At 69.9% G+C, this 22621-nt stretch carries 18 protein-coding genes; 15 read left to right on the forward strand and 3 right to left on the reverse strand.

Annotated features, from left to right (window positions below; genetic code table 11):
* The first annotated feature begins 67 nt into the window (after positions 1-67).
* Complete coding sequence (locus tag NF556_RS09320; RefSeq protein ID WP_252595361.1) at positions 68-1033, forward strand: hypothetical protein; 966 nt, start codon at positions 68-70, stop codon at positions 1031-1033.
* A 114-nt stretch (positions 1034-1147) separates the two neighbouring features.
* Here the strand turns inward: NF556_RS09320 and NF556_RS09325 are convergent, their stop codons facing one another.
* Positions 1148-2497, reverse strand: a complete 1350-nt coding sequence (locus tag NF556_RS09325; RefSeq protein WP_252595362.1) for a purple acid phosphatase family protein — start codon at positions 2495-2497, stop codon at positions 1148-1150.
* Between the two features lie 312 nt (positions 2498-2809).
* Here NF556_RS09325 and NF556_RS09330 point away from each other — a divergent pair, with 312 nt between their 5' ends.
* The 9 genes from NF556_RS09330 (at position 2810) to NF556_RS09370 (ending at position 11969) form a co-directional block, all read left to right on the forward strand.
* A complete protein-coding gene (locus NF556_RS09330) occupies positions 2810-3442 on the forward strand; it encodes a hypothetical protein (protein WP_252595363.1) in 633 nt (210 codons plus the stop codon).
* Positions 3439-4359 carry a HoxN/HupN/NixA family nickel/cobalt transporter gene (locus NF556_RS09335; RefSeq protein ID WP_252595364.1) on the forward strand — a complete coding sequence of 307 codons (921 nt, stop codon included), beginning with the start codon at positions 3439-3441 and terminating at the stop codon, positions 4357-4359. Before NF556_RS09330 ends, NF556_RS09335 begins: the two co-directional genes overlap by 4 nt.
* Positions 4360-4452: 93 nt before the next feature.
* Positions 4453-5292: a zinc metalloprotease gene (locus NF556_RS09340; RefSeq protein WP_252595365.1), complete on the forward strand. Its 840-nt coding sequence runs from the start codon at positions 4453-4455 to the stop codon at positions 5290-5292.
* A gap of 80 nt (positions 5293-5372) precedes the next feature.
* Positions 5373-6155, forward strand: a complete 783-nt coding sequence (locus tag NF556_RS09345) for a trans-aconitate 2-methyltransferase (RefSeq protein WP_252595366.1) — start codon at positions 5373-5375, stop codon at positions 6153-6155.
* Between the two features lie 10 nt (positions 6156-6165).
* Positions 6166-6852 carry a DnaJ family domain-containing protein gene (locus NF556_RS09350; protein ID WP_252595367.1) on the forward strand — a complete coding sequence of 229 codons (687 nt, stop codon included), beginning with the start codon at positions 6166-6168 and terminating at the stop codon, positions 6850-6852.
* A 9-nt stretch (positions 6853-6861) separates the two neighbouring features.
* Entirely contained in the window at positions 6862-7440 is a 579-nt protein-coding gene (locus NF556_RS09355; RefSeq protein ID WP_252595368.1) for a GNAT family N-acetyltransferase, read from the forward strand.
* 80 nt (positions 7441-7520) lie between these two features.
* Positions 7521-9404: an ABC transporter ATP-binding protein gene (locus NF556_RS09360; RefSeq protein WP_252595369.1), complete on the forward strand. Its 1884-nt coding sequence runs from the start codon at positions 7521-7523 to the stop codon at positions 9402-9404.
* Entirely contained in the window at positions 9397-10827 is a 1431-nt protein-coding gene (locus NF556_RS09365; protein ID WP_252595370.1) for a glycosyltransferase, read from the forward strand. The genes NF556_RS09360 and NF556_RS09365 overlap by 8 nt, the downstream gene beginning before the upstream one ends.
* On the forward strand, positions 10827-11969 hold the full coding sequence (locus NF556_RS09370; RefSeq protein WP_252595371.1) for a glycosyltransferase family protein: 1143 nt from the start codon (positions 10827-10829) through the stop codon (positions 11967-11969). The genes NF556_RS09365 and NF556_RS09370 overlap by 1 nt, the downstream gene beginning before the upstream one ends.
* Positions 11970-12052: 83 nt before the next feature.
* Here NF556_RS09370 and wecB read toward each other — a convergent pair whose 3' ends face one another.
* Positions 12053-13111 carry a non-hydrolyzing UDP-N-acetylglucosamine 2-epimerase gene (gene wecB / locus NF556_RS09375; protein WP_289781781.1) on the reverse strand — a complete coding sequence of 353 codons (1059 nt, stop codon included), beginning with the start codon at positions 13109-13111 and terminating at the stop codon, positions 12053-12055.
* 58 nt (positions 13112-13169) lie between these two features.
* Between wecB and NF556_RS09380 the strand changes: the two genes are divergently transcribed.
* The 5 genes from NF556_RS09380 (at position 13170) to NF556_RS09400 (ending at position 21602) form a co-directional block, all read left to right on the forward strand.
* Positions 13170-14279: a glycosyltransferase family 4 protein gene (locus NF556_RS09380; protein ID WP_252595373.1), complete on the forward strand. Its 1110-nt coding sequence runs from the start codon at positions 13170-13172 to the stop codon at positions 14277-14279.
* Positions 14276-15340, forward strand: a complete 1065-nt coding sequence (locus tag NF556_RS09385) for a glycosyltransferase family A protein (protein WP_252595374.1) — start codon at positions 14276-14278, stop codon at positions 15338-15340. Before NF556_RS09380 ends, NF556_RS09385 begins: the two co-directional genes overlap by 4 nt.
* A 90-nt stretch (positions 15341-15430) precedes the next feature.
* Entirely contained in the window at positions 15431-16765 is a 1335-nt protein-coding gene (locus tag NF556_RS09390; RefSeq protein ID WP_252595375.1) for a nucleotide sugar dehydrogenase, read from the forward strand.
* The gene (locus tag NF556_RS09395; RefSeq protein ID WP_252595376.1) at positions 16762-18762 is read left to right on the forward strand and encodes a DUF6541 family protein; all 2001 of its coding nucleotides are present in this window, start codon (positions 16762-16764) and stop codon (positions 18760-18762) included. Before NF556_RS09390 ends, NF556_RS09395 begins: the two co-directional genes overlap by 4 nt.
* Positions 18763-19208: 446 nt before the next feature.
* The gene (locus NF556_RS09400) at positions 19209-21602 is read left to right on the forward strand and encodes a helix-turn-helix transcriptional regulator (RefSeq protein WP_252595377.1); all 2394 of its coding nucleotides are present in this window, start codon (positions 19209-19211) and stop codon (positions 21600-21602) included.
* Positions 21603-21814: 212 nt separating this feature from the next.
* Here the strand turns inward: NF556_RS09400 and NF556_RS09405 are convergent, their stop codons facing one another.
* Positions 21815-22621 (reverse strand): alpha/beta fold hydrolase, encoded by an 807-nt coding sequence (locus tag NF556_RS09405; protein ID WP_252595378.1) that lies wholly within the window; start codon positions 22619-22621, stop codon positions 21815-21817.

Here is a 22621-nt window from a genome sequence, read left to right on the forward strand (position 1 = left end):
CTAGTGGACTGGCAGGCGTCCCGGTGCACAGCACCGGATCACCCATATCTGACCCGGAGGTCACACGATGAAGCTTGTTTCCACCCTGCTCACCGGCGGTCTGGTCGTCGGCAGCCTGCTCGCCGTCACCGCCCCGTCCCAGGCCGCGCTCACCACCACCTGCGTCGGCGAAGCAGGGGCCGTCACCGTCCCCGGCGATCTCGTCGTCCCCAAGGACAAGAGCTGCACCCTGGACGGCACGGTGATCCAGGGCAATGTGCGCGTCCAGGCCGGCGCCGACCTCGTGATCGGCTCGGGCACCATCGAGGGCAACCTCGTGACACAGGCCGACGGTTTCGTTGACGCCACGCAGACCTCGATCGGTGGCAACGTCACCAGCCGCGGCAGCTATGGAGTCTTCCTGACCGAGTCCACCGTGGCCGGCAACTACAACAGCCCGGCCAACGCCGCCCGTGGGGGCTTCCTGCTGGCCGACCAGAGCCAGCTGGACGGACGGGTGACCGATCGGTCCGGCAGCATCCTGCTGGTGTCCTCCACCGTCGCCAAGAACGTGCTCACCGACGGCAACGTGGCCACCGACCTCGACGACAGCGTCATCTCCGGTGCCCTGACCGTCAGCGGTTCGGAGGAGGGTGCCCTCCTCTGCGACAGCGAGATCGACGGCGCAGCCACCTACGACGCCAACGGAGCGCCCGTGCAGATCGGTGGCGACACGCCCTGGGGCACCTGCGTGGGGGCCACCTACTTCGGCGGCGACCTGACGGTCAACAACACGACCGGTGGTGTCCACCTGACCGAGTCGATCATCCGCGGCGACCTGGCCGGCGAGGGCAACGACCCGGCCCCGGTCGGCTCGGACAACCGCGTCCGCGGCGAGATCTCCGGACAGTTCGCCGACCTGCAGGAGCCGAACCGGTTCGGCGCCCGCTCGGTCCCGGGCGAGGACCGCATCGCCGAGGCACGCGCGGCCGCGGAGGAGCGCACCGAGGTGGCTGAGCTCGAGGCCGAGAAGGCTGGCCCCGCCAACCTCTGATCCACCAACGGCGGGCCACACGCAGGCCCGGGACACACAGAACGGCCCCCGGCGCGCACTCGCCGGGGGCCGTTTCGTGACCTCGCCAGGATCGGCGGGGACGAGGTCGAAGCGTCAGCGGATCGGGCGCCCGCTCTCATCCACCGTGACGACCCGCTTGGTGCCGTTGGCCCGCTTGGTCAGCTCAAACCCGTCGAAGTAGGCGCCGTCGGCGGTGCGGGCCTGGTAGCTGATGGTGTCGTCAGAGACGTCGATCAGCTGATAGAGCTGCTGGAACTCGGTGGCAGTTGTCCACTCCGCACCGTTGTCCCACCAGTTCCAGCCGTCGCTGAGGGCATACATCTTCGGGCCGGAGACAGACACCACAAAGACCGTGCCCTCGTGGATGTTCGAGCGACCCAAGCGGTCGTTCTGCAGGTTGCCGCGGGCATAGGAGTGGTCGTGACCCTGCAGGACCAGGTCCACGTCGTGCTTCTCGATGATCGGCAGGAAGTTCTCCCGGGCGCGCACGTTGTCGCGCGACCCCGTCGTGGCGAACACCGGGTGGTGGAAGGTGAGGACGCTCCACGTGTGCGGGTTCTCCTCGAGCACCTGGTCAAGCCACTCCGCCTGGATGGCCATGTCCTCGTCGTTGTTGAGGTTGGTGTTCAGGCTGATGAACCGCACACCCTTGTAATCGACGTAGTAGACCGTCTCGGGCGCCTTCTGTGCCAACTCCTCCGGGCCGTTGTCCGGGAAGTCGAACTGCTTGTCCCAGTACGGTGCGAGGTTGCCCCCGCCGTACTCGTGGTTGCCCGGCGTGGCCAGCTGCGTCACGGTGCCGTCGATCCAGCCAGCGGCGTGGAACCACTCACCCCACTCGCTGTCGGCGGTGGACGTGTTCACCAGGTCGCCGGCGTGCAGGATGACCTCGGCCGCGGGGCGGTCCCGGAAGGCCTTGCGGAACACCCGCGAGACGTGCTCCTTGAGGTCGTTCTGGGCGTCGCCGTAGTAGATGAAGCTGAAGTCCTCCGCCTCCGTCGTGGCGGTGGTGAACTCCTGCCACTCGCTCCAGTTCTCGCCGTCACCCACCCGGTAGAGGTAGGAAGCATCAGGCTCCAGGCCCTCGAAGGTGGCCGTGTGAAAACTGACGGGATAGCCGAGGTCGGCCTGGACCGGCGCATGGCTCTGTGCGGCCACATCGGTGGCGTTGTCCTTGAACGACGGACCGGAGCCCATCGGTGCGATCTGGGCGATCGGTGACTCGACGGTGGAGTCGGTCCGCCAGGAGACGGCCTGGGACGTCGCGGTGTCTGTCGTCGGGGTGAGGACGATCCGGTCGGGCACTGGGGTGGGGGCCCACTGCTCGGCAGCTGGGTATTTCTCTGCGGCAAGGGGATTGATGGTGTAGGCGGCACCAGCCAACCCGACGCACAGGGTTGAGGCGACGGCGATGGAGAGGAACCTGGTGGAGCGTGAGGACACGGTTGTGCCCCTTTCTTCGATCGAGAGCGGGAGTCGGTCGTGAAATGGGTGCTGGTCGTGAAAAGGTCCGCAGGCGATGGCCTGCACAGCCAGCCTCGCGACAGCTGACGACCTCCCGACGATCACCAAATGTGCTGCAGGTGAACGGATCACCAGCAGCGCGGCAGGAAATGCCCAGGAATCAGAATGTTCTCCAGGACGACCCCGGGGGTTCAGCGGCTGCACACGCCGCGGGCACCGACGCGGCGTGCCATGGCTCTCGAAAGCCACGTCCGCAGCCTTCACCACCACGCCCCTCGGGAGTCGTCACACATGCCCCTCACCTCCCGTGCCCCGGCCATCGCCCTGGCCGCCGTGGCAGCCCTCGGTGTCGGAGGTGCAGCCGCCAGCGCCCACCCGTTCGGTCCACCACTGACCGCGACCCTGACGGCGGAGGGCACGACCGTCGAGGTCGTGTGGTCCGGCGCGGAGGACGACTGGATGGCGCTGGGGGAGTGGACGGGTGCCTTCGCGGCGGCCGGAGAGGAATCGCGCACCGGCACACAGATCCTGATGGAGTCCCCGGAGGTGCGGGACTATCTGCTGGACAACATCGCGGTCACACAACAGGGCCAGGACTGCGCGGGGACCTGGGAGGGAATCGAGGACCTGCTCGACACCGGTGCGAGGCTGCACTTCGACTGCCCGACACCGGTGACGACCGTGGATGTCAGGGTCACTGCCCTCACCGACATCAACGAGGCCTACCGGACCGTGGTGACCGCCGGTGGGCAGCAGACCCTGTTCACCGCCACGGATCCACACCATGCCCTGGACATCACGCAGACCGCAGGAGACGCGGACCGGGCTCCCGTCCTGATGCTGTCCTCTGCGGGGGTCGCGGTGCTGGCCGTCGGGGCAGCGTGGGCGTTCACAGCACGGCGACGCACCAGGAGTGCCGCATGAACGAGATGTCGATGCTGGACGAGGCGCTGGTGGGGCTGTTCGATTCCCCCGGCTATCAGGTGCTGGCGGTGCTGGCCGCCTTCGGGATCGGTGCCGCTCACGCTGTGGCACCGGGACACGGCAAGGCGGTCACCGCGGCCTACCTGGTGGGCACTCGGGGGAACTACCGCCACGCGGCCGCTCTGGGTGGCGTGGTGGCCCTGATGCACACGTTCTCGGCCATCGTTCTCGCGGTGGGCTGGGTGAGTCTGTCTGCGGTGGCGAGCATCGGCACGCCCGTCATCACCGGCGTGCTCCAGGCGCTGGCCGGGGTCCTGGTCATCGGGGTCGGTGTGCAACTCATCCGCACGCGACACGCCCACAGTCAGGCGCACCGACACGCTCGCGTCCCCGCGCCCGCCCACCACGGCCACGAGCACGACCACCCGCACGCGCAGGCCCACAGCAACAGCCACAGCCACAGTCACAGTCACAGTCACAGTCACAGTCACAGTCACAGTCACAGTCACGATCACCCGCACGCTCATGACCACCTCGATGACGCGGCGCACGCGAGTGCCCACGCCCAGCAGATCGAGGCCGTCGGCAACCCGTTCTCCCGCAGGGGCCTGGTGGCCCTGGGCCTGAGCGGCGGACTCGTGCCGTCGCCGTCGTCCTTCCTGGTGCTGGTCAGCGGGATGCTCACCGGCCAGATCGCCTTCGCCCTGCTGCTCGTGGGTGTCTTCGGCATCGGGATGGCCTTCACCCTCACCTTGGTCGGGGTGGTGACCCTGCGCGGCACGGCCCTCCTCCACGGGTCAGGTGGTTCGAACGCGGTGCTGGCGTCGGTGTCCCAGTGGCTGCCGGTCCTGGCGGCGTATGCCGTGGTGGCCGGTGGGGTCGTCTATCTCACCCTGGCCGTCCGCACCCTGATCTGAGCCAGCCACGATCTGACCCGGCCCCCGATCTGACCAAACCACGGCGCTCCGGCGACGCGGTCCACTGTCAGGGGCGGGCGGCATACTGCAGTCATGTTCGGGTCCAGACGTCGCAGACAGCGTGAGCTGGACGCGCGTCTGCGGGAGCTCTATCTGCTGGAGGAGGCCTACGGCCGCTACGGGCAGCCGCCACCCGCCCTGCCCAGCCCCCGACAACCCTCGCGAGTCCCCGGTTTCATCGCCCTGGTCGTGGTGGCCGGCGTGACCATCTCGGCCGTCTTTGCCATGCAGCCGCAGATCTTTCCCGACCGGGTCCACGAGCTCCTGGGCACCACGCCCGAGCGGCTGTTGCCGGCGCGGGACATCCCCAGCGGGCCGGGGGAGTTCAGCTTCATGGCGACCCAGCCGGAGACGGGTGATCCGGTCGGCTACAACCCGTGCGAGGTGATCGAGGTCGCCATCAATCCCGACGGCGCCCCCGACGATCACCAGGAGCTGGTCGAGACGGCGATCGAGCACACCAGCGACGCGACCGGTCTGCAGTTCGAGCTGGTGGGCACGACCGAGGACCGGGACTTCGAGAACATGAGCATGGACGACCCGGTGCTGGTCATGTGGGCCGACGAGGACGAGGCGCCGGACCTGGCCGATGACATTGCCGGGGTCGGGGGCAGCTATCGCGTCTCCGCCTATGGCGGCGCGACCGAGCGCTATGTGACCGGGTTCGTGATCCTGGACCGGGACGCCTATGACGACATGCGCTCCGACGACATGCGCCAGGCCATCGTCGACCACGAGTTCGGGCACCTCGTTGGTCTCGGTCACGTCGACGACCCGCGACAGCTGATGCACGAGCGCGGGGGCTTCGTCACCCACTATGGCGACGGCGACCTGACCGGGCTGGCCGAGCTCGGGGCGATCGGCTGCTCCTAGCTCCCGGGCGCTGGGATGGCGAGCGTGCGCGGGGTCAGAATGCAGATGCCCACAGCGCTGCCGGTTGATTGGATGGAGACATGACGACGGCAACCTGGGACCCGGGCCAATACCTGCGCTTCTCCGATGAGCGGGGGCGCCCGTTCGTCGACCTGGTCTCCCGCGTCCGCAGCGAGGCGCGCACGGTCGTGGATCTCGGGTGTGGCCCTGGCCAGTTGACGCCGGTGCTGCGCGAGCGCTGGCCGCAGGCGCAGATCACCGGGCTGGACTCCTCGCCCGAGATGATTGGCCAGGCCCAGCGCGAGAACACCGACCCGCTCACGACCTATGGCGTGGCTGACGCCAGCGACTGGGCACCCGAGCAGCCCGTCGACGTGCTCGTCTCCAACGCGATGCTGCAGTGGGTCCCCGGCCATGCCGATCTCCTGCTGCCGTGGACCGAGCACATCGCCCCGGGTGGCGCCCTGGCCTTCCAGGTGCCCGGCAACTTCGACGCCCCGAGCCACCGTCTCCTGTGGGAGACGGCCAGCCACTCGGCATACGCACCCTTCACCAGCGACCTCGGGCCCCGCGCCGCGGTGCTCGACCCGGCCGACTATCTGGACCTGCTCTCCAGCCCTGGGTGGCACGTCGACGCCTGGGAGACGACCTATCTGCACGTGCTGCAGGGGGAGGACCCGGTGTTCGAGTGGATCTCTGGGACCGGTGCGCGGCCCGTGCTGCAGGCCCTGCCCGATGAGGTGCGACCGCGGTTTGAGGCCGACTACAAGGCCGTGCTGCGTGAGGCCTATCCGCAACGGGAGGTCGGCACGGTGCTGCCGTTCCGGCGAATATTCGTGGTGGCGCACCGCACCGGTTTGTAGAATGAGACCAATGAGTATGCCGAGCAGCGAGGGCGCCGCCCGAGGCCAGGGCGGCGGGGGCGAGCCTGTGCCGGGACGGCTCGAGTCGGCGGCTGAGGCCGAGGAACATCTGCGTCGGGCACAGGCCAAGGGGACCCGGCCGAGGATGAACGTGCAGCAGATCCACTCGTGGGTCGACGTCGAGATCGAGCAGGCTCAGCGCCGCGGCGACTTCGACAACCTGCCCGGGGCCGGCAAGCCGCTGAAGAACCTGGACCAGGACGACCCCGACTGGTGGGTCAAGTCCCTGATTGAGCGCGAGAAACTCGACATGAGCGCGGCCCTGCCGACGGTCATGGCCCTGCGTCAGGAGCGCCGCGGGTTCCCCGAGTCCCTGGCCGGGATCTCGGACGAGGTCGCGGTGCGCGAGCGCCTGGAGGACTACAACGCCCGCGTCATCGAGGACCGTCGCAAGCCCGTCGTCGGCGCCAACTCCCCGGCGATCGCCGGGCGCGTGGACGTCGACGAGATGCTCCAGCAGTGGCGGCAGCTGCGGGAGGACCGAGCCCGGCCTGTTGTGGACCCGGATGTCGAGTCGGCTGCGCAGACTGAGGCAGCGCTGACTGACCAGCAGCCCGTTGACCGTGCGCAGCAGCGGATCTGGGTCCTGCTGCTTGCCCTCCTCGCGCTGGTGGCGCTGATCTGGGCACTGGCCTGAGACGCGGGGATGGGAACCGCGAGACGAGCCTTCGATGATGTGGTCCTGGCGGGGGAAGGCTTCCTGCTGCGGAGGCCTGTGCTGAGTGACGTGGACCGGATCGTGGCGGCGTGCACCGACGAGCAGACTCAGCGCTGGCTCCCGCTGCCCCGGCCCTACGGGCCGGCCGAGGCGACAGGCTTCGTGCAGACCTTTGCGGCAGAGGCCCTGCGCACGGGCACGGGCCTGGTGTCCGCTCTCGAGGTGAACGGTCAGCTGGCCGGGATGGTCGACCTCAACAGTGCCGACTGGCGCAATCAGACCGTGGCGATCGGCTATTGGATCTCACCGGACGTCCGCGGGCAGGGGCTCGCCGGTCGCGCGGCGGCACTCCTGGCACGGTGGGCCCTGACCGAGCAGGACATGGAGCGGGTCGAGATCCGCACCGCCACCGGCAACGGCGCCTCCGAGAGCGTTGCCCGGGCCGCGGGGTTCGCCCGGGAGGGTGTGCTGCGCTCAGCCGGGTTCACCCACCAGGGTCGCGTCGACCTGGTCGTCCACGGGCTGACGCGCGCCGACCTGACCGGTCCGCAGGCTTCTGCCGATTAGGCTGGGGCCGCCCGACCGGGACGGAGGCACCGCCCCCGACCCACGGCATACGGCCCATTGACTCAAGAGAGAAGGAGCGGATGCTCGCCCTCTTCCGCACGGTGCGCGACCTGCTCGCTGTGCTCCCGGACGGCACCCGGCGCTTCTTCCTCGTCTTTGCGCTGCTGCAGAGCCTGCTCGCCATGCTCGATGTTGGTGCGCTCGGCCTGCTGGCCATCGTGCTCGCACCGATGCTCGCCGGCGGCACGGCGACCATCCCGGTGCTCGGCATCGAGCTCACTGAGCCCTCCCAGTTCGCCGTCGTGCTGCTGCTGGTCGGGGCCCTGATCATCAGCAAGTCGGTCTTCGCCATCGGGCTGCAGTGGTGGGCGACCCGCCGCTTCGCCCGGTTTGAGCAGACCCTGGGCGCCCAGCTGCTGGAGGCCACCTTCCGGGCTCCGTGGACCGAGCGGCTGCAGCGCAACTCCACTGACATCGCGCGGTCCACGGACGTGGGCGTCGGCGCGACGGTCTCCGGCGTGCTCATCCCGTTTGCCCAGCTCTCGGGAGAGACCTTCACCTTCCTGGCCGTCATGCTGGTGCTGCTCGTGGCCGAGCCGGTCCTGGCCCTGGCGGTCATCGTCTATTTCGGGCTGGTCGCTCTGCTGCTGTTCTCGGTCGTGCACAAGCGGGCGGTCAAGGCCGGCACGGAGAACCGTGAGTCCTCCCGCCGGGCGGTGCGGCTGGTCAGCGAGATGGTCCACTCGCTGAAGGAGATCACGCTGCGGGACAAGTCCAGTGAGGTCGCCGAGATCGTGCTGCAGGTGCGCAGCCGCGCCTCGCGAGCACGGGCCAACCAGAACTTCCTGGGGGTGATCCCGCGCTATGTCCTGGAGGCCGGGCTCGTCGGTGGCCTGGTGATTGGCGCCGTCATCGGCTATGCCCAGGCCCAGGCGGCGGGAGAGGCCGACCCCGTCAACGGCGCGCTCGCGGCGGTGGCGCTGTTTGGCGTGGCAGGCTTCCGCCTCGTGCCGTCGCTCACCCGGTTCCAGACCATCATGGGTCAGACCGGTGCCAACATGCCCTATGCCCACGAGGTCATGGAGGAGATCGAGCGGGGCCGGCGGTTTGCCGACAGCAACCGGGCCAGCGGTCACCAGCCACTGCCGGACGACGCCCGGACCCTGCGCCTGCAGGACGTCACGTTCACCTATCCCAGCGCCGACGTGCCAGCCGTCCGCGACGTCAGCCTGGAGCTGCCCTTCGGACACACCCTGGCGCTGGTCGGTGCCTCCGGGTCGGGCAAGTCGACCCTGGTCGACCTGATGCTGGGCCTGCTGGAGCCAGAGAGCGGCCAGATCCTGGTGGACGAGCACCCGCTCACCGAGGTCATGCGGGACTGGCGCCTGCGCGTGGGTTATGTCCCCCAGGAGGTCTCGCTCTTCGACGCCTCCGTGGCCCGCAACGTCGCCCTGAGCTGGAAGGACGACGACGTCGATGAGGACCGGGTGCGCAAGGCCCTGGCCCGTGCCCAGCTGCTGGACGTCATCGAGTCCCGTCCCGACGGCATCCACGGGCGGGTGGGGGAGCGCGGGCTGAGCCTGTCCGGCGGTCAGCGCCAGCGCCTCGGGGTGGCGCGCGCTCTCTACAACGAGCCGCTCGTGCTGGTGATGGACGAGGCGACCTCGGCCCTGGACACCTCCACTGAGGCCGCGGTCACCAATGCCATCAAGGAGCTGCAGGGCGAGGTCTCGGTCATCGTCGTGGCACACCGGCTGGCGACGATCCGGCACAGCAACCAGGTGTGCTTCATGCGCGACGGCGAGATGATCGCCCGCGGCACCTTCGAGGAGGTGGTGGCGGCCGAGCCAGACTTCGCTGCCCAGGCCGCACTCGCGGGTCTGAGCCCCGACGCCCAGGAACCCGGCACTCACGAGCCCGACACCCAGGAACCCGAGACCCACGAGGAGGAGACCCGTGCCTGACCTACCGCTCCTCGATGGCAGGGCACCCCGGGTCGCGCTGCTCGTCTACAACGACGCCCACGCCGATGCCCGGGTTCTCAAGACTGCGGCATCCCTGCGCTCAGCCGGCGCGGAGGTGCGCATCTTTGCGGTGGCCCGCGCCAGGTCGGGGTATGCCGAGGGGCCAGACCTCGTCGGCGACGCCATCCCCGTGCACCGGGCCCCCGAGTTCGAGTTGGTGCGCTATGCCCCGTGGGCGGTCAACCTGGCCCGTCGGGTGCTGGGTCGGCAGGCCACGCTCCAGCCCGGCACCGCTACCGCTACCGCCGCCACAACCGCCACCGTGCCCGCCACCGCGCCCGCCACCGCGCCCGCACCGACGAGGCCCGAGCCGGTCGTGCAGATCCCGACCCTGCCGGCGCAGCCGTCGGTGCGGGACCGCCTGCTCGTCGCGGCCAACGACGTGTGGTTGCGGACGTTTCGCACCGCCAGCCTGGGGCTCTACTGGGCGGTCGCCGCCCGTGAGGCCCTGGCCTGGCGACCCGATGTGGTCCACGCCAACGACGGCAACACCCTGGCGCCCGCGTGCTGGATCGCCGCGCGCTCCGGCGCTCGGGTGGTCTATGACGCGCACGAGTTGTGGCGGCACCGCAACGTGCGTCCCGACCGCCCGATCGCCCCGCTGGTCGAGGGCCTCATCGAGTCCGCCGCGATCCGGCGGGCCGACGGGGTCATCACGGTGAGTCCCTCGATCGTCACCTGGCTGCAGGACATGTATGACCTGCCCGAGGCCCCGACGCTGGTGCGCAACATCCCCAGCGCCGCCGGTGGACCGGTCGACCCGAGCCACGGAAGGTTGCGCGAGCTGGCCGGCCTCGACAAGGACGACCAGGTGGTCGCCTACGGCGGTCGGATCACCACCTCGCGCGGCATCGAGGAGACTCTCGAGGCCCTCGCGCTGCTGCCCGACGCGGTGCACTTCGTGCTGCTCGGCTATGGCGAGCCCGACTACCTGGCAGTGCTGCACCGGCAGATCGCGACCCTGGGCCTGCAGGACCGGGTCCACTTCGTCGGCAAGGTCGCACCGGCCGAGGTTGCCACGGCCCTGGCCGACGCCGACCTGTCGGTGGTCTACGTCCGACCGGTCTGCCTGTCCTATCGGTTCAGCCTGCCCAACAAGCTGTTCGAGTCGATCCACGGCGGTCTGCCGATCGCGGCCGCCGACCTGCCGGACACCGCTGCCCTGGTGCGTGAGCACCACGTGGGGGAGATCTTCGACGCCCAGAGCCCCCAGGACATGGCTGACACGATCAGCACCATCCTGGCCGACCCGGGGCACTATCGGGAGGCAGCACGACGGGCCGCGACGCAGCTCACCTGGGAGCACGAGGAGACCGAGCTCCTGCGTCTCTACGCGCGCGTCCTTCAGCACGAGGCGTCGTGATGGACGAGCGCCCCAGCCTGCTGATCATCGCCCTGAGCACCCTGGTGTCCGATGCCCGTGTGCTCCGCCAGATCCGCCTGTTCACCGACGACTATGCCGTGACCACGGTGGGCTATGGCCCAGCGCCGGAGGGCGTCGTGGAGCACATCGCGGTGCCCGACGAGATCATCTCCTGGCACCTGGACCGCAGGTTAGTGGTCCTGCGCCGCTACCAACCCGCCTACGACACCGCCCCCGTGATCCGGCACCTGGCCCCTCGTCTCGAGCCGGGCCGGTGGGACGTGGTCCTGGCCAACGACGTCGAGACCGTGCCGCTGGCCGTCAACCTGCTGCCCCGCGGCGGGGTGCACGCCGACCTGCACGAATACGCCTCCCGCCAGAACGAGGAGTCGCGCCGGTGGCGCTGGTTCGTGGCGCCCTACCGTCGCTGGCTGGTGCGCACCTGGGTGTCGCGGGCCGCATCGGTCACCACGGTGGGGGCGATCCTGGCCGCCGAATATCAGCGGGAGTTCGGCATCGAGGCCGGGGTGGTGCCCAATGCCGCGCCGTATGCCGACCGCTCACCCACTCCCGTCGGTGACCCGTTGCGGCTGGTCCACTCTGGTGCAGCCCGCCGCAACCGCAGCCTCGGGGTGATGCTCGACGCGGTCCGCCTCACCCAGCGACCGGTCACCCTGGACCTCTATCTGGTGCCCAACGACCCGGCATACCTCGAGGAACTGCAGACGGAGGCCGCGGACCTGCCCCAGGTGCGCTTCAACGACCCGGTGCCGCCGGGCGAGCTCGTCGAGCGGCTCGGGGCCTGCGACGTCGGGGTGTTCGTGCTGCCGCCGCTGACCTTCAACTATCTGAACACCCTGCCTAACAAGTTCTTCGACTTCATCCAGGCCCGACTAGGGATCGTCGTGGGCCCCAGCCCGGAGATGTCCGCGCTCGTGCACGAGCACGGACTGGGGGTCGTGACCTCGGACTTCACGGCCGAGTCGCTGGCCCGGGCCCTCGATGACCTCACGCCCGAGGACGTCGAGCGTTACAAGGCGGCGAGTCACGCCGTGGCCCGTGAGCTGTCCGCGGAGCAGTTGGTGCAGGGGTGGGTGCACGCGGTTGGCGCACTGGCCGAGCGCGGCTCCGACCAACGTTGAGCGGTGGTCACGCGCTCGGTCAGGGTTGTGAGCGGGCGCTGGCGCGCTCGGTCAGGCTTGTGAGCAGGCGCTGGCGCGCTCGGTCAGGGGGTGAGCAGGGCGTCGAGCACGGCTGCGGCCGCGGTGCCCGTGCCATAGGGAGCGGCGTCGGTCGGTTCTGGATCCGGTCGGGACGCGGCTGTGGCCACAGCCGGACCCGGCTCGACCAACACGTTCCACCCCAGCTCGACGGTCTCCACCCACTCGGTCTCGGTGCGCACCGTGGTGCAGGGGGTGCGCAGCACAAAGGCCTCCTTCTGCAGGCCGCCGGAGTCCGTGATGACCCCGCGGGCCGCGTCGACGGCGGCGACCAGGTCGGGATAGGCCAGCGGGTCGCGGGTGGTCAGCGAGCCACCGTCCAGGTCCAGTCCGTGCTCGGCAGCCTTGGCCCGCAGGCGCGGGTGGGCCAGCAGCACGACCGGGTGGTCGACCTCCTGCAGCGCGGAGACGATGGCCGACAGCCGAGCCGGGTCATCGGTGTTCTCCGCCCGGTGGATCGTGGCCACGGAAAATACTCCAGCTTCTAGTCCCAGCCGGTCCAGGACCGCGCCGGTGTCAGCCAGTCGCTCGCGCACCAGCATCAGGACGTCGACCATGACGTCGCCCACCAGGACCGAGCGTTCGGCCAGCCCCTCCGCCGCCAGATGGTCCATCGCCACCTGGGTCGGAGCCAGCAGCAGGTCGGCGGCGTGGTCGGTCAGCACCCGGTTGTGCTCCTCGGGCATCCGCCGGTTGAACGAGCGCAGCCCCGCCTCCAGGTGCGCGATCGGCAGGTGCAGTTTCACCGCCGACAGGGCAGCCGCGAGCGTGGAGTTGGTGTCGCCATAGACCAGCACGCAGTCCGGCCGGTGCTCCTCCAGGACCGCGTCCATCGCCCCCAGGATCGCGCCGGTCTGGACCCCGTGCGTGCCCGAGCCGACGCCCAGGTGCACGTCCGGGTCCGGGATGCCCAGGTCGCTGAAGAAGACGTCGGACAGCATCGGGTCATAATGCTGCCCGGTGTGCACGATCACGTGCTCCACGCCGCGACGCCGACACTCGTCAGCCACCGGCGCGAGCTTGACGAACTGCGGGCGGGCACCGACGACACTGAGGATCTTCACGGGCCACACCCTACGGTCGGTCACGCTCCAGGCGGTGCAGCCAGATAGTTTGGGCGCCATGCGCATCCTCGCCGTCACCACCTGGCTCCCGACGCCCGGCAGCCCGTCCACCGGCGCCTTCGTGGTCAAGGACGCGCAGGCCATCGCCGGGCTCGGCCACGACGTCCACCTGGTGCACCTCGTCCCACCGGCGCAGTATGCCGAGGGGCTGGCCGAGCGGGCCACGATCGGTGGCCTCCCGGTCACCCGGGTGCCGATGGGCACCAACGACCCCCTGCAGATCGCGCGGGCCGGGCGCGTGCTGCGGGGGATGGCCGAGCATGCCGACCTGGTCCACACGATGGCCTTCTCGAGCCTGTTGCCGCTGGCGGTCCGGCGACCGCAGGCACCGTGGGTGCACACCGAGCACTGGTCCGGGCTGACCGCCCCGCAGACGCTGCCGCAGTCCTGGCAGCGGTTGCTGCCCGCGCTGAAACGCCTGCTGGCCCGCCCCGACGTGGCCACGGCCGTCTGTGACTACCTGGCTGCCCCGATCCGTCAGGTGCGCGGGCCCAAACTGACCACGGTCGTGCCGTGCATCGTCCCGGTGCCCGAGCCCGTGCCGGCCCGCTCCGCCGACGACCGCCGGCTCCGGCTCGTCTCGGTCGGTGGGCTGATCGAGCGCAAGGACCCACTGCTGGCCGTCGACACCCTCGCCGAGCTGCTGGTCCGCGGCCACGACGCGCGCCTCACCTTCGTTGGCCAGGGGCCGCTGGAGCAGCAGATCCGGGACCGCGCGAGGGTCCTGGATCTCACCGACCGGGTGCGCCTCACGGGACCGCTGGATGGCGACGGCGTGCTCGACCAACTGTCTCGCGCCCACCTGTTCCTGGGGCCCACCCGCGGGGACAACTTCTTTGTCTCCTGCGCCGAGGCGCTCGTCGCCGGTCGCCCGGTCGTGGTCGGCTCCACCGGTGGCCAGGGCGAATACATCGACCCCGCCGTCGGACAGACCGTCTCCACCCAGAGCGCCTCGGCCTATGCCGACGCCGTGGAGTCGGTGCGCGAGCGCACCCAGGGGCTCACCGCCCAGCAGATCTCCGACACCGTGGGGCAGCGCTTCTCGGTCGAGGCGGTCGCCGCCGGTTATCAGGACGCCTACGACCGGGCGGGGCACGGCCGCCGATGAGGGTCGATGTCGTCATCGCCGTGCACAGCCCGAGCCGGCCGATCGGCCGTGCCGTGGCCAGCGTGCTCGACGGCAACGGTGCACACGCCGGAGTGACCGTCGTCTGCCACAACATCACCGCGGACGAGATCGCACCCGGCGTCGGCGAGCAGCACCGCGACCGGGTCCGCTTCCTGGAGCACCACGACGGCGTCCACTCGGCGGCCGGACCGTTCAACGCCGGCACGCGCGCCGCCCGTGGTGAGTTCGTCTCCATCATGGGCAGCGACGACACCTTCCAGCCCGGAGCCATCGACGCCTGGCTCGACCTGGCGGATCGCACCGAAGCGGAGACCGTCATCGCCCGCCTGGTCATCGGCTCGGCGCACCGACCCGTGCCCACACCGCCCACGCGGCCCTGGTTGCGGGGCCTGGCGGACCCTGTGGCGGACCGACTCGCCTATCGCAGCGCACCCCTCGGCCTCGTCTCCAACCAGGCCCGCGAGCGGCTGGGTCTGGAGCAGGTCGAGGGGGTGCCGGTGGGCCCGGACGTGCCCTATGTCACCCGACTGTGGGTCGAGACCAAGGTCGCCGTCCAGCGCCGTGGCCCGGGCTATGCCATCGGGGAGGACGCGACCGACCGGGTGACCCTGACCCCGCGGCCGATCGCCCGTGAGTTCGCCTTCGTGCGCCACCTGCTCGACCAGGACTGGTTCGCCGCCTACCCGCAGCCGGTGCGGGACGCCATCGTGGCCAAGGTGATCCGCATCCACCTGTTCGGCGCCGTGTTCTACCGGTCCGACCCCACCTACTGGACGCCGGTCGAGCGCCGCGACCTGCAGGCCATGGCCGAGCACCTGACCGAGGCTGCACCGAACGTGACCCAGGTCCTCTCGCGCGCGGACCGGGAGCTGCTCGACGGCATACTGACCCCGTCTGTTCCCGCCGACGAGCTCATCCGCCGCGCCCACGCGCGACGCCGCCACGGCACCCCGGCGACCGTGCTCACCCGTGACCTTCGCCACCTCTGGCGCAGGGAGGCGCCGCCACGCTTCATGGCGGCCTCCCTGCTGACCCGCTAGCCCCTAAACTCTGACTCGGGACCCTGGTGGAACACCGGCGCTGACCGGCGCGTTGGACCCGCGGGCACGTTCGTCGAGCACAGGAGAGCCATGAAGATCGCCGTTGTCGCACTGGGCAAGATCGGCCTGCCGCTGGCGGTGCAGTTCGCCGACGCCGACGCCAGCCACGAGGTCGTCGGGGTCGACGTCAACCAGCGCGTGGTGGACCTGGTCAACCAGGGCACCGAGCCGTTCCCGGGGGAGGACCACCTCGCCGAGAAGCTCGCCGAGCTCGTCCCGGCCGGGCGGCTGCGCGCCACCACGGACTATGCCGACGCGATCCCCGGTGCGGACGCGGTGGTCCTCGTGGTCCCCCTGTTTGTCGACGAGGCCACCGGGCAGCCCGATTTCGGGTGGATGGACGATGCCACCAAGAGCCTCGCGCAGCATCTGACTCCCGGGACGTTGGTCTCCTATGAGACGACCCTGCCGGTCGGCACCACCCGGGACCGGTGGAAGCCGATGATCGAGGAGATCTCCGGGCTGACCGAGGGCACCGACCAGGGTTTCCACCTGGTCTTTAGCCCCGAGCGGGTCCTGACCGGGCGCGTGTTTGCCGACCTGCGCCGCTATCCCAAGCTGGTCGGCGGGCTGACCGACGCTGGCACGCAGGCCGCGATGACGTTCTATGACGCGGTCCTGACGTTCGACGAGCGCGACGACCTGCCGCGCCCGAATGGCGTGTGGGACATGGGATCTGCCGAGGCTGCGGAGATGGCCAAGCTCGCCGAGACGACCTATCGAGACGTCAACATCGGCCTGGCCAACCAGTTCGCCCGCTATGCCGACACCGTCGGGATCGACGTGCAGCGCGTGATCGAGGCGTGCAACTCGCAGCCGTTCAGCCACATCCACCAGCCCGGCATCGCCGTCGGTGGCCACTGCATCCCGGTCTATCCGCGGCTCTATCTGTCCACCGACCCCGACGCCACGGTGGTGCGCAACGCCCGCGCGGCCAACGCCGCCATGCCGGAGTATGCCGTCGCCCGGGCCGAGTCCCTGCTGGGCTCCCTGTCGGGCATGCGGGTCGTCGTGCTCGGTGCGTCCTATCGCGGCAAGGTCAAGGAGACCGCCTTCTCCGGTGTCTTCGGCACCGTCGACGCGCTGCGCGAGCGCGGGGCCCAGGTGCTCGTGCACGACCCGATGTTCTCCGACGAGGAGCTGACGGCCCTGGGTTGGGAGCCCTATCACTGGACCCCGGGACAGCCCGGCGAGCCGGTGGACGTCGCCATCGTGCAGGCCGACCACCCGCAGTATGCCGAGCTGGCCCCGGCCGATCTGCCGGGCCTGAAACTGTTGCTGGACGGGCGACGGATCACCGACCCTGCCGCGTTCACCGGGGTGCCCCGGCTGACCATCGGCGGGGGTGAACCGGTCACCGCATGAGTTGGTGGGGTGTGCTGCCCGGCATCGTCCTGATGGCCGGGCTCTGGCTGGCGCCGGGCTATCTGTTCCTGCGTGCTCTCGGAGTGCGCGGGCTGCTGGCGTTGGGTGCCGGCGGCGGGGTGACCTCCGGTCTGGCGGGCGTCCTGGCGATCGGCTTCGACAAGGTCGGGGTCACCTGGAGTCTGGTGACCTTCCTGATCGGGTGCCTGGCCGCCATCCTCATCGCCCTGGGCGTCGGGCGACTGCTGCGCACCACCCGCGACCCGGCTGGTGAGGTCGTCGCTGGCACCCGTCGCCTAGCCCGCAGCGAGCGCGGGTGGTTGGCGGTGACCGGTCTGGTCGGCGGCGGTGTGCTGTCCCTGGCCATGATGACCGGCATGCAGCGGGCCGACATGCCGCTGCAGGTGTGGGACGCGGTCTATCACCTCAACGCCCTGTGGTTCATCCAGGACACCGGCAACGCCTCCAGCCTGGGGTCGCTGGCCCCCATGTATGCCGACACCGCGTCTCCCTATTACCCGACGGTGTGGCACTCGATCGTGGCCATCGCGCCGGGCTTCGAGAACGTCACCCAGGCGGCCAACGCCTCCTCCATCGTGCTCGGCACGGCCGTGTGGATGGCCTCGCTGGTGGCGCTGTCCCGGGTGGTCTGGCCCGCCCGGGCGCTGCCCGTCGTGCTGACGCCCATCGTCGCCGCCACCTTCGTGACCTTCCCCGCGGTCTCGGTGTCCATGCTGGGGGTGTGGCCGTTTGCGGTGAGCGTGGCCGCCCTGCCCGGAGCGCTGGCCCTCATGATCGCTGCGCTGCGCGGCAACCAGACGTGGCAGATCCACCTGGCCCACGCCCTCGGCTTCGCTGCCGCCGCGGCCGGCGTCGTCCTGGCCCACGGGTCGGGCCTGTTCTCTCTCGCTCTGCTCGCCGCACCGCTGCTGGGTGTCCTGCTGTTCCGTCAGGGGCGGCGTTACTGGCGGCGGGGCCACCAGGTGCCCGTCGCCATCGCCGGCGTCCTGCTGGTGACGGTCGTGGTGCTCGGCACCATCGTGCTGCTCAACTTCCAGCCGGTGCAGGCGATCCTGGACTATCAGCGTGGCGGTCAGGAGAGCTATTGGCCCGGCATCGGCAGCCTGCTCATCGATCACCCGCTGATCTATGTCTATGACATCAAGTCGGTCAACCTGGTCATCACCGCCATGGCCATCGTCGGGATCTGCCTGACGATCAGCCGCAAGCACGCCCGCTGGCTGGTCGTCGCCCTGCTCGCTGCCGCCGTCCTGACGCTGTTGGCCGCCGGCCCGCCGGAGAACCCGATCCGCGCCCTGGCCGGCTTCTGGTACACCCAGGCCTCACGCATCAACCAGCTGTTCGTGATCCCGATGATCGTGCTCGCCGCTGGCGGACTCGCCTGGATCTGCCGCGCGCTCGCCGACCGGCTGCGGTTGCCCATCACCGGCACCACGGCGGTCGTCCTGGTGGGGGTCGCCCTGGCGACCTTCGGGCTGCGCTGGCCCACCCAGGTCGAGGTGATGTCCTCGGTCTACAGCAACTGGCCGATCGCGTGGGGCACGATGATCGACTCCGAGGACGAGCTCGCGATGATCGACCGGGCCGACGAGGTCCTGCCTGACGACGCGGTGGTGCTGGGGGAGCCGGTGAATGGCTCGTCCTACCTGCTGGCGCGCAGCGACGTCTCGGTGGTCTATCCACAACTGACCACCATCTCTGGCTCACCGGAGCGGGAGTTGCTGGCCCAGGAGTTCAACAAGTGGTATCTCTCGCCCGAGGTGTGCCAGGCCGTGACTGATCTTGGGGTCACCCATGTGTATGCCGATGACCTCACGTTTGAGGAGGGCGGCAAGTGGGAGGAGACCACCCCCGGGTTGCGGATCATTGACACCAGCCGCCCGGGCTTCGAGCTGGTGGACGAGGGCGGTCAGGCGTCCCTGTGGCGGTTCACTGGTTGCGACGACCGGGAAGAAGTGTCCGGGTCGGGAACATGACTGCGCTGAGGCCAACTGGTCGGTAGTTCGCCAAGTGTGTAAAGACCTTGTCAACTTCGGCCCTATCTGTTGCAGCAGAGGGGTTTGCGTGGCAGCGTCGCCCGTGCAGTGGCCACCAGCGGTGGCCACTGACGGCTGGTTGAGCAACCGAACGATGGGGCGGCTGGGTGGATCTGGAGTGTTGTTGGTCGGATGAGACCGACGTGGTGGGTGAAGCCATCCGGGGGGATGGCCACCGGGAGGCTCCGTGCTTCGTGCTGCGTGGCGGGCCGGGACAGGGAGTCTCCGACGTTGTCCACGCGTTGAGTCGGCAGGCCGGAGGACGCACCACCATCTGGATTGATGCGGTCAGCGACGAGACGCACGGACCGCACGCACGGGTCTCACGACAGGAGTCTCTCGACGATCCTCCGACGCCAGCCCTGACACGTCCGCCTGGTGAGGCGGTGCCCCACCCGGCAGCCGGGCTGCAGCCGGTCGCTGAGGCCCTGCACCTGTTGGGCGACGATCAGGCTGGCCACGGGCGCCTCGTGCTGGTGGACGGCTTCCACCTGCTGTCACCCGCCGACGCGAAAATTGTTGTGGAGTGGCTGCAACAGCAGCGCTTCACCGACACCGTGGTCGTGGTCGGGGTCCACCCGATCGAGTGTGCTCCCGACCAGGGGCAACTCCTGAGCGTGATCGGCCCCACGACCGGCATCGACCTGCCGCGCATGGGGACGGACCAGCTCACTGCCGTGTTGTCACAGCGCCACCCCCACTGCCTGCCCCAGTCACTGGCACAGATCTCGCGCTTCGCGCGTGGCATCCCCGCGCTGGCCATGGAGGCTGCGGATCACCACTGCATCCAGGCGCGCACAGACGGCCACGGGGATCCGTTGGAGCGCTCCCTGGAGCTGGCCGTGCTCCGGGTCAGCGTGCCGATCCTGGCCCGGCACGGAGCCGAGGACTTCCACCTCGGGCTCGCGGCAGCCCTGGCGGCCCCCGAGGGATCGGTCGGCGACATCGCCACCGTGATCGACCATGCCGAGCCGTCTCGTGTGGAGGCGCTGCTCAAGCAGATCGGCCTCCTGGGCGGTGATGACGACCGGGCCGCGATCGTGCGGTCGGCCGTCCTGGGCGGCACGGACCCCGAGCACCTGCAGCCCGCGGCAGTGGTTGCGCTTGACCTTCTGGAGCGTGCCGACGCACCGCCGGAGCGGGTGCTGGAGCTGGTGGAGCTGCTCGGACCGCAGGACGGCGACTATCTTGGCGTGGCCAGGCGGGCGGTCGAGGGGTTCCTGGACCGGGGGATGGAGGACCGCGCCCTGGACCTCGCGCTGCAGGCCCTGCGCCGATCCCGCTGCCCCAACGTGATCGCCTGGGCACGCTCGGTGGCCCTGAGCCTGGCCCTGTCCCGCGACTGGGCCAGGGCTCGCAAGATGATGCTGGCTGGTGGTCCTGACGACGGGTTGGTGCGCGAGCTCGTCGCCTCGGGGGAACTGTCGCCTGAGTTCAGTCTGGACGCCTCGCACGCCGTCGGACTGGTGACGGAGGCCCTGCTTGCTGAGTCGGTGTCCCCTGCGCAGCCGGAACCGCGGAGCCCCGAGCCCCTGAGTTCGGAGCCCCCGCACCCGGAGTCCCTGGACCCGGAGACACTGAACCCGCAGCGGCTGGGTTCTGAGCCGCGGATCCAGCCGAGCCCCTTGCCCGACACAGCATGCGACTCAGCGCTGGTCATGCATCACCATCTGCTCGCCGGCCGGGTGCTCGATCCTCGCCACCTGAGGCCCCTGCTGGCACGCTCCGGACCGGTGCGCAGTGTGGAGCTGTCCAGCCTGCTGGCAGGTGCGCTTCGCGGCTCAGCAGCGGAGGCGCGCCTGCGACAGATGGAGGAGCGTCTCACGAGCTCGGTGGGCACCTTCGGCGTCGGGGCGCACCGAGCGGCCCTGCTGGCCGCAACGCACCTCTGCCTGGCCAATCACCAGGACGCGCTCGGATGGTGCAACATCGCCACGATCACAGCGGGCCCAGATGAGCTCAGCTCCAAAGGACTGGGGCACACGATCGCTGCCCTGGCCCAACTGCGCGAGGGGGATCTTGCCGACGCCCTCACCCACGCTGAGACGGCACAGCAGATCTTTGGGTCGCTGCACGCCGAGCACCTCGCGGCATTTGCGAGCTTCGTCATCGCCCACACCCGCATCGAGGGTGGACAGGAGGGCGAGCTGCCGGCTGCACCTGAGGACCGTTGGCACCCGGTCCTGCAGATCTACGGGACGTATGTGCGAGCACGTCATCTGGTGGCCACGGGCACCGTCGACGACGGGGTGACCCAACTCTTCCGGGTGGGACGGCACCTGGAGAAGGCTGGCCTGGCCAACCCGACACTGGTCAACTGGCGTCCCCACCTGATCGCAGTCTTCCGCGGTGGCCACAAGGACGACTATGCCAACATCGTCGAGGAGGACCTGCTCAAGGCGATGCGGGCCTGGCACCGGGTCAACCCGGTCAGCGCACTCAGCCGCAATCGAGTGCTGGGCTGTCGGGCCACGGAGCTGGTGGCCTGCGAGTCCGCCCTCGTCGCCACAGAGCCCGAGAGCGCTGGTGAGCAGGCCGAGCTGTCCGAGGCTGAGGCTCGAGTCGTCCGTCTGGTGGTGCAGGGGCAGTCCAACCGCGAGGTGGCCCGCGAGCTCTATCTCAGCAAGCGGACCATCGACACCCACCTGAGCAACGTCTACCGCAAATTGGGCCTGTCGTCACGCAGCGAGCTCACTGCGCACCTGCGTGACGCCGGCACCAGCCTGCCGGACCCGCTCCAGGATCAGCGGGCACGGGGACTGGCTCCGCTCTACGGCTGAGCTGCCCGCCCGATCGACTCGGCCCCATTGGACGCAGCGGCCCGGGGCCGGCCACACAGGTCACTCTGGTCCCACACGACGGTGCACCTGGACGCATCCTTCACGACTCGTCCGGCGTGTCGCGTGAATCATCCATGCACATGGTCCGGGGGGACTGGCTGAGGTGTTCAGCTGGGTCGGTGAAGCGGCAGCAGGGAAGGAGAGTTGTGCGGTCAGGCGGCGACGGGCTCGGCGAGGAAATCGCTCAGAACGCGGCTGCAGACCGCCGGTTCCTCCAGCAGCGGCAGGTGACCCGCTCCCGGGACGGTGACCACCGTGGACTGCGGCGCATGCTCGTCCAGGAGGAGGGCGTTCTCGCGGAACTGGGGCATGTCCTGGGTGCCCGTCACGACCAGCACGGGCAGGTCGAGGGAGGCCAGGTGGTCGGTGGTGTGGACAGTCTGCGCCATCGCGCCCATGGCTCCCGTGCCCAGCTCGGTGAACCGGTGTCGGGCAACGACCTCGGCCATCTGCGCGTAGGCCACTGGGCGGTCTCGCAGCCCGGTGAAGATGCCGGGCGGGTCGGCCATCCACTGCCGCGCCATCATCGCTCCGGGCCCGGAGGAGCGGAAGGTGGCATAGAGCAGGAAGTATTTGGCGCGGGCGGCCGGGTCATCTGGCACACCCGACAGGGTCGGAGCTGCCAGCACCAGGCGGTCCAGGACATCGGGGTGATCCAGGGCGACCTGCAGCGCCACGCAGCTGCCGAAGGACAGCGCGATCAGGGTCCGACACCGCTGTGCGCGCAACTGGTCGGCGACCTCGGCGGCCAGTGCCGGCAACCCGGCAGGCATGGGCGAGTCGGCGGCACGGCCGTGGCCGGGCAGGTCCAACCCCACGTGCTCCGCCTCTGGCAGCCGCTCCCAGAGAGGCTCCCAGATGGTGGAGTCCATGGTGTAGCCGTGCAGCCACGCGACCCGACCCGAGTCGGAGACCGCACGCGAGTCGGAAGCAGAGTGCCGGTCAGGGACGGGCGCCAC

This window comes from Ornithinimicrobium faecis (genome assembly GCF_023923225.1).
GTDB lineage: Bacteria > Actinomycetota > Actinomycetes > Actinomycetales > Dermatophilaceae > Ornithinicoccus > Ornithinicoccus faecis.

What these genes read in the sequence shown, in the direction of transcription:
- NF556_RS09385 (WP_252595374.1), top strand. Translation starts at nt 14,276, where the DNA reads ATGAGGGTCGATGTCGTCATCGCCGTGCACAGCCCGAGCCGGCCGATC.
- NF556_RS09320 (WP_252595361.1), top strand. Translation starts at nt 68, where the DNA reads ATGAAGCTTGTTTCCACCCTGCTCACCGGCGGTCTGGTCGTCGGCAGC.
- NF556_RS09390 (WP_252595375.1), top strand. Translation starts at nt 15,431, where the DNA reads ATGAAGATCGCCGTTGTCGCACTGGGCAAGATCGGCCTGCCGCTGGCG.
- NF556_RS09345 (WP_252595366.1), top strand. Translation starts at nt 5,373, where the DNA reads ATGACGACGGCAACCTGGGACCCGGGCCAATACCTGCGCTTCTCCGAT.
- NF556_RS09370 (WP_252595371.1), top strand. Translation starts at nt 10,827, where the DNA reads ATGGACGAGCGCCCCAGCCTGCTGATCATCGCCCTGAGCACCCTGGTG.
- NF556_RS09360 (WP_252595369.1), top strand. Translation starts at nt 7,521, where the DNA reads ATGCTCGCCCTCTTCCGCACGGTGCGCGACCTGCTCGCTGTGCTCCCG.
- NF556_RS09340 (WP_252595365.1), top strand. Translation starts at nt 4,453, where the DNA reads ATGTTCGGGTCCAGACGTCGCAGACAGCGTGAGCTGGACGCGCGTCTG.
- NF556_RS09380 (WP_252595373.1), top strand. Translation starts at nt 13,170, where the DNA reads ATGCGCATCCTCGCCGTCACCACCTGGCTCCCGACGCCCGGCAGCCCG.
- NF556_RS09330 (WP_252595363.1), top strand. Translation starts at nt 2,810, where the DNA reads ATGCCCCTCACCTCCCGTGCCCCGGCCATCGCCCTGGCCGCCGTGGCA.
- NF556_RS09395 (WP_252595376.1), top strand. Translation starts at nt 16,762, where the DNA reads ATGAGTTGGTGGGGTGTGCTGCCCGGCATCGTCCTGATGGCCGGGCTC.
- NF556_RS09335 (WP_252595364.1), top strand. Translation starts at nt 3,439, where the DNA reads ATGAACGAGATGTCGATGCTGGACGAGGCGCTGGTGGGGCTGTTCGAT.
- NF556_RS09350 (WP_252595367.1), top strand. Translation starts at nt 6,166, where the DNA reads ATGAGTATGCCGAGCAGCGAGGGCGCCGCCCGAGGCCAGGGCGGCGGG.
- NF556_RS09355 (WP_252595368.1), top strand. Translation starts at nt 6,862, where the DNA reads ATGGGAACCGCGAGACGAGCCTTCGATGATGTGGTCCTGGCGGGGGAA.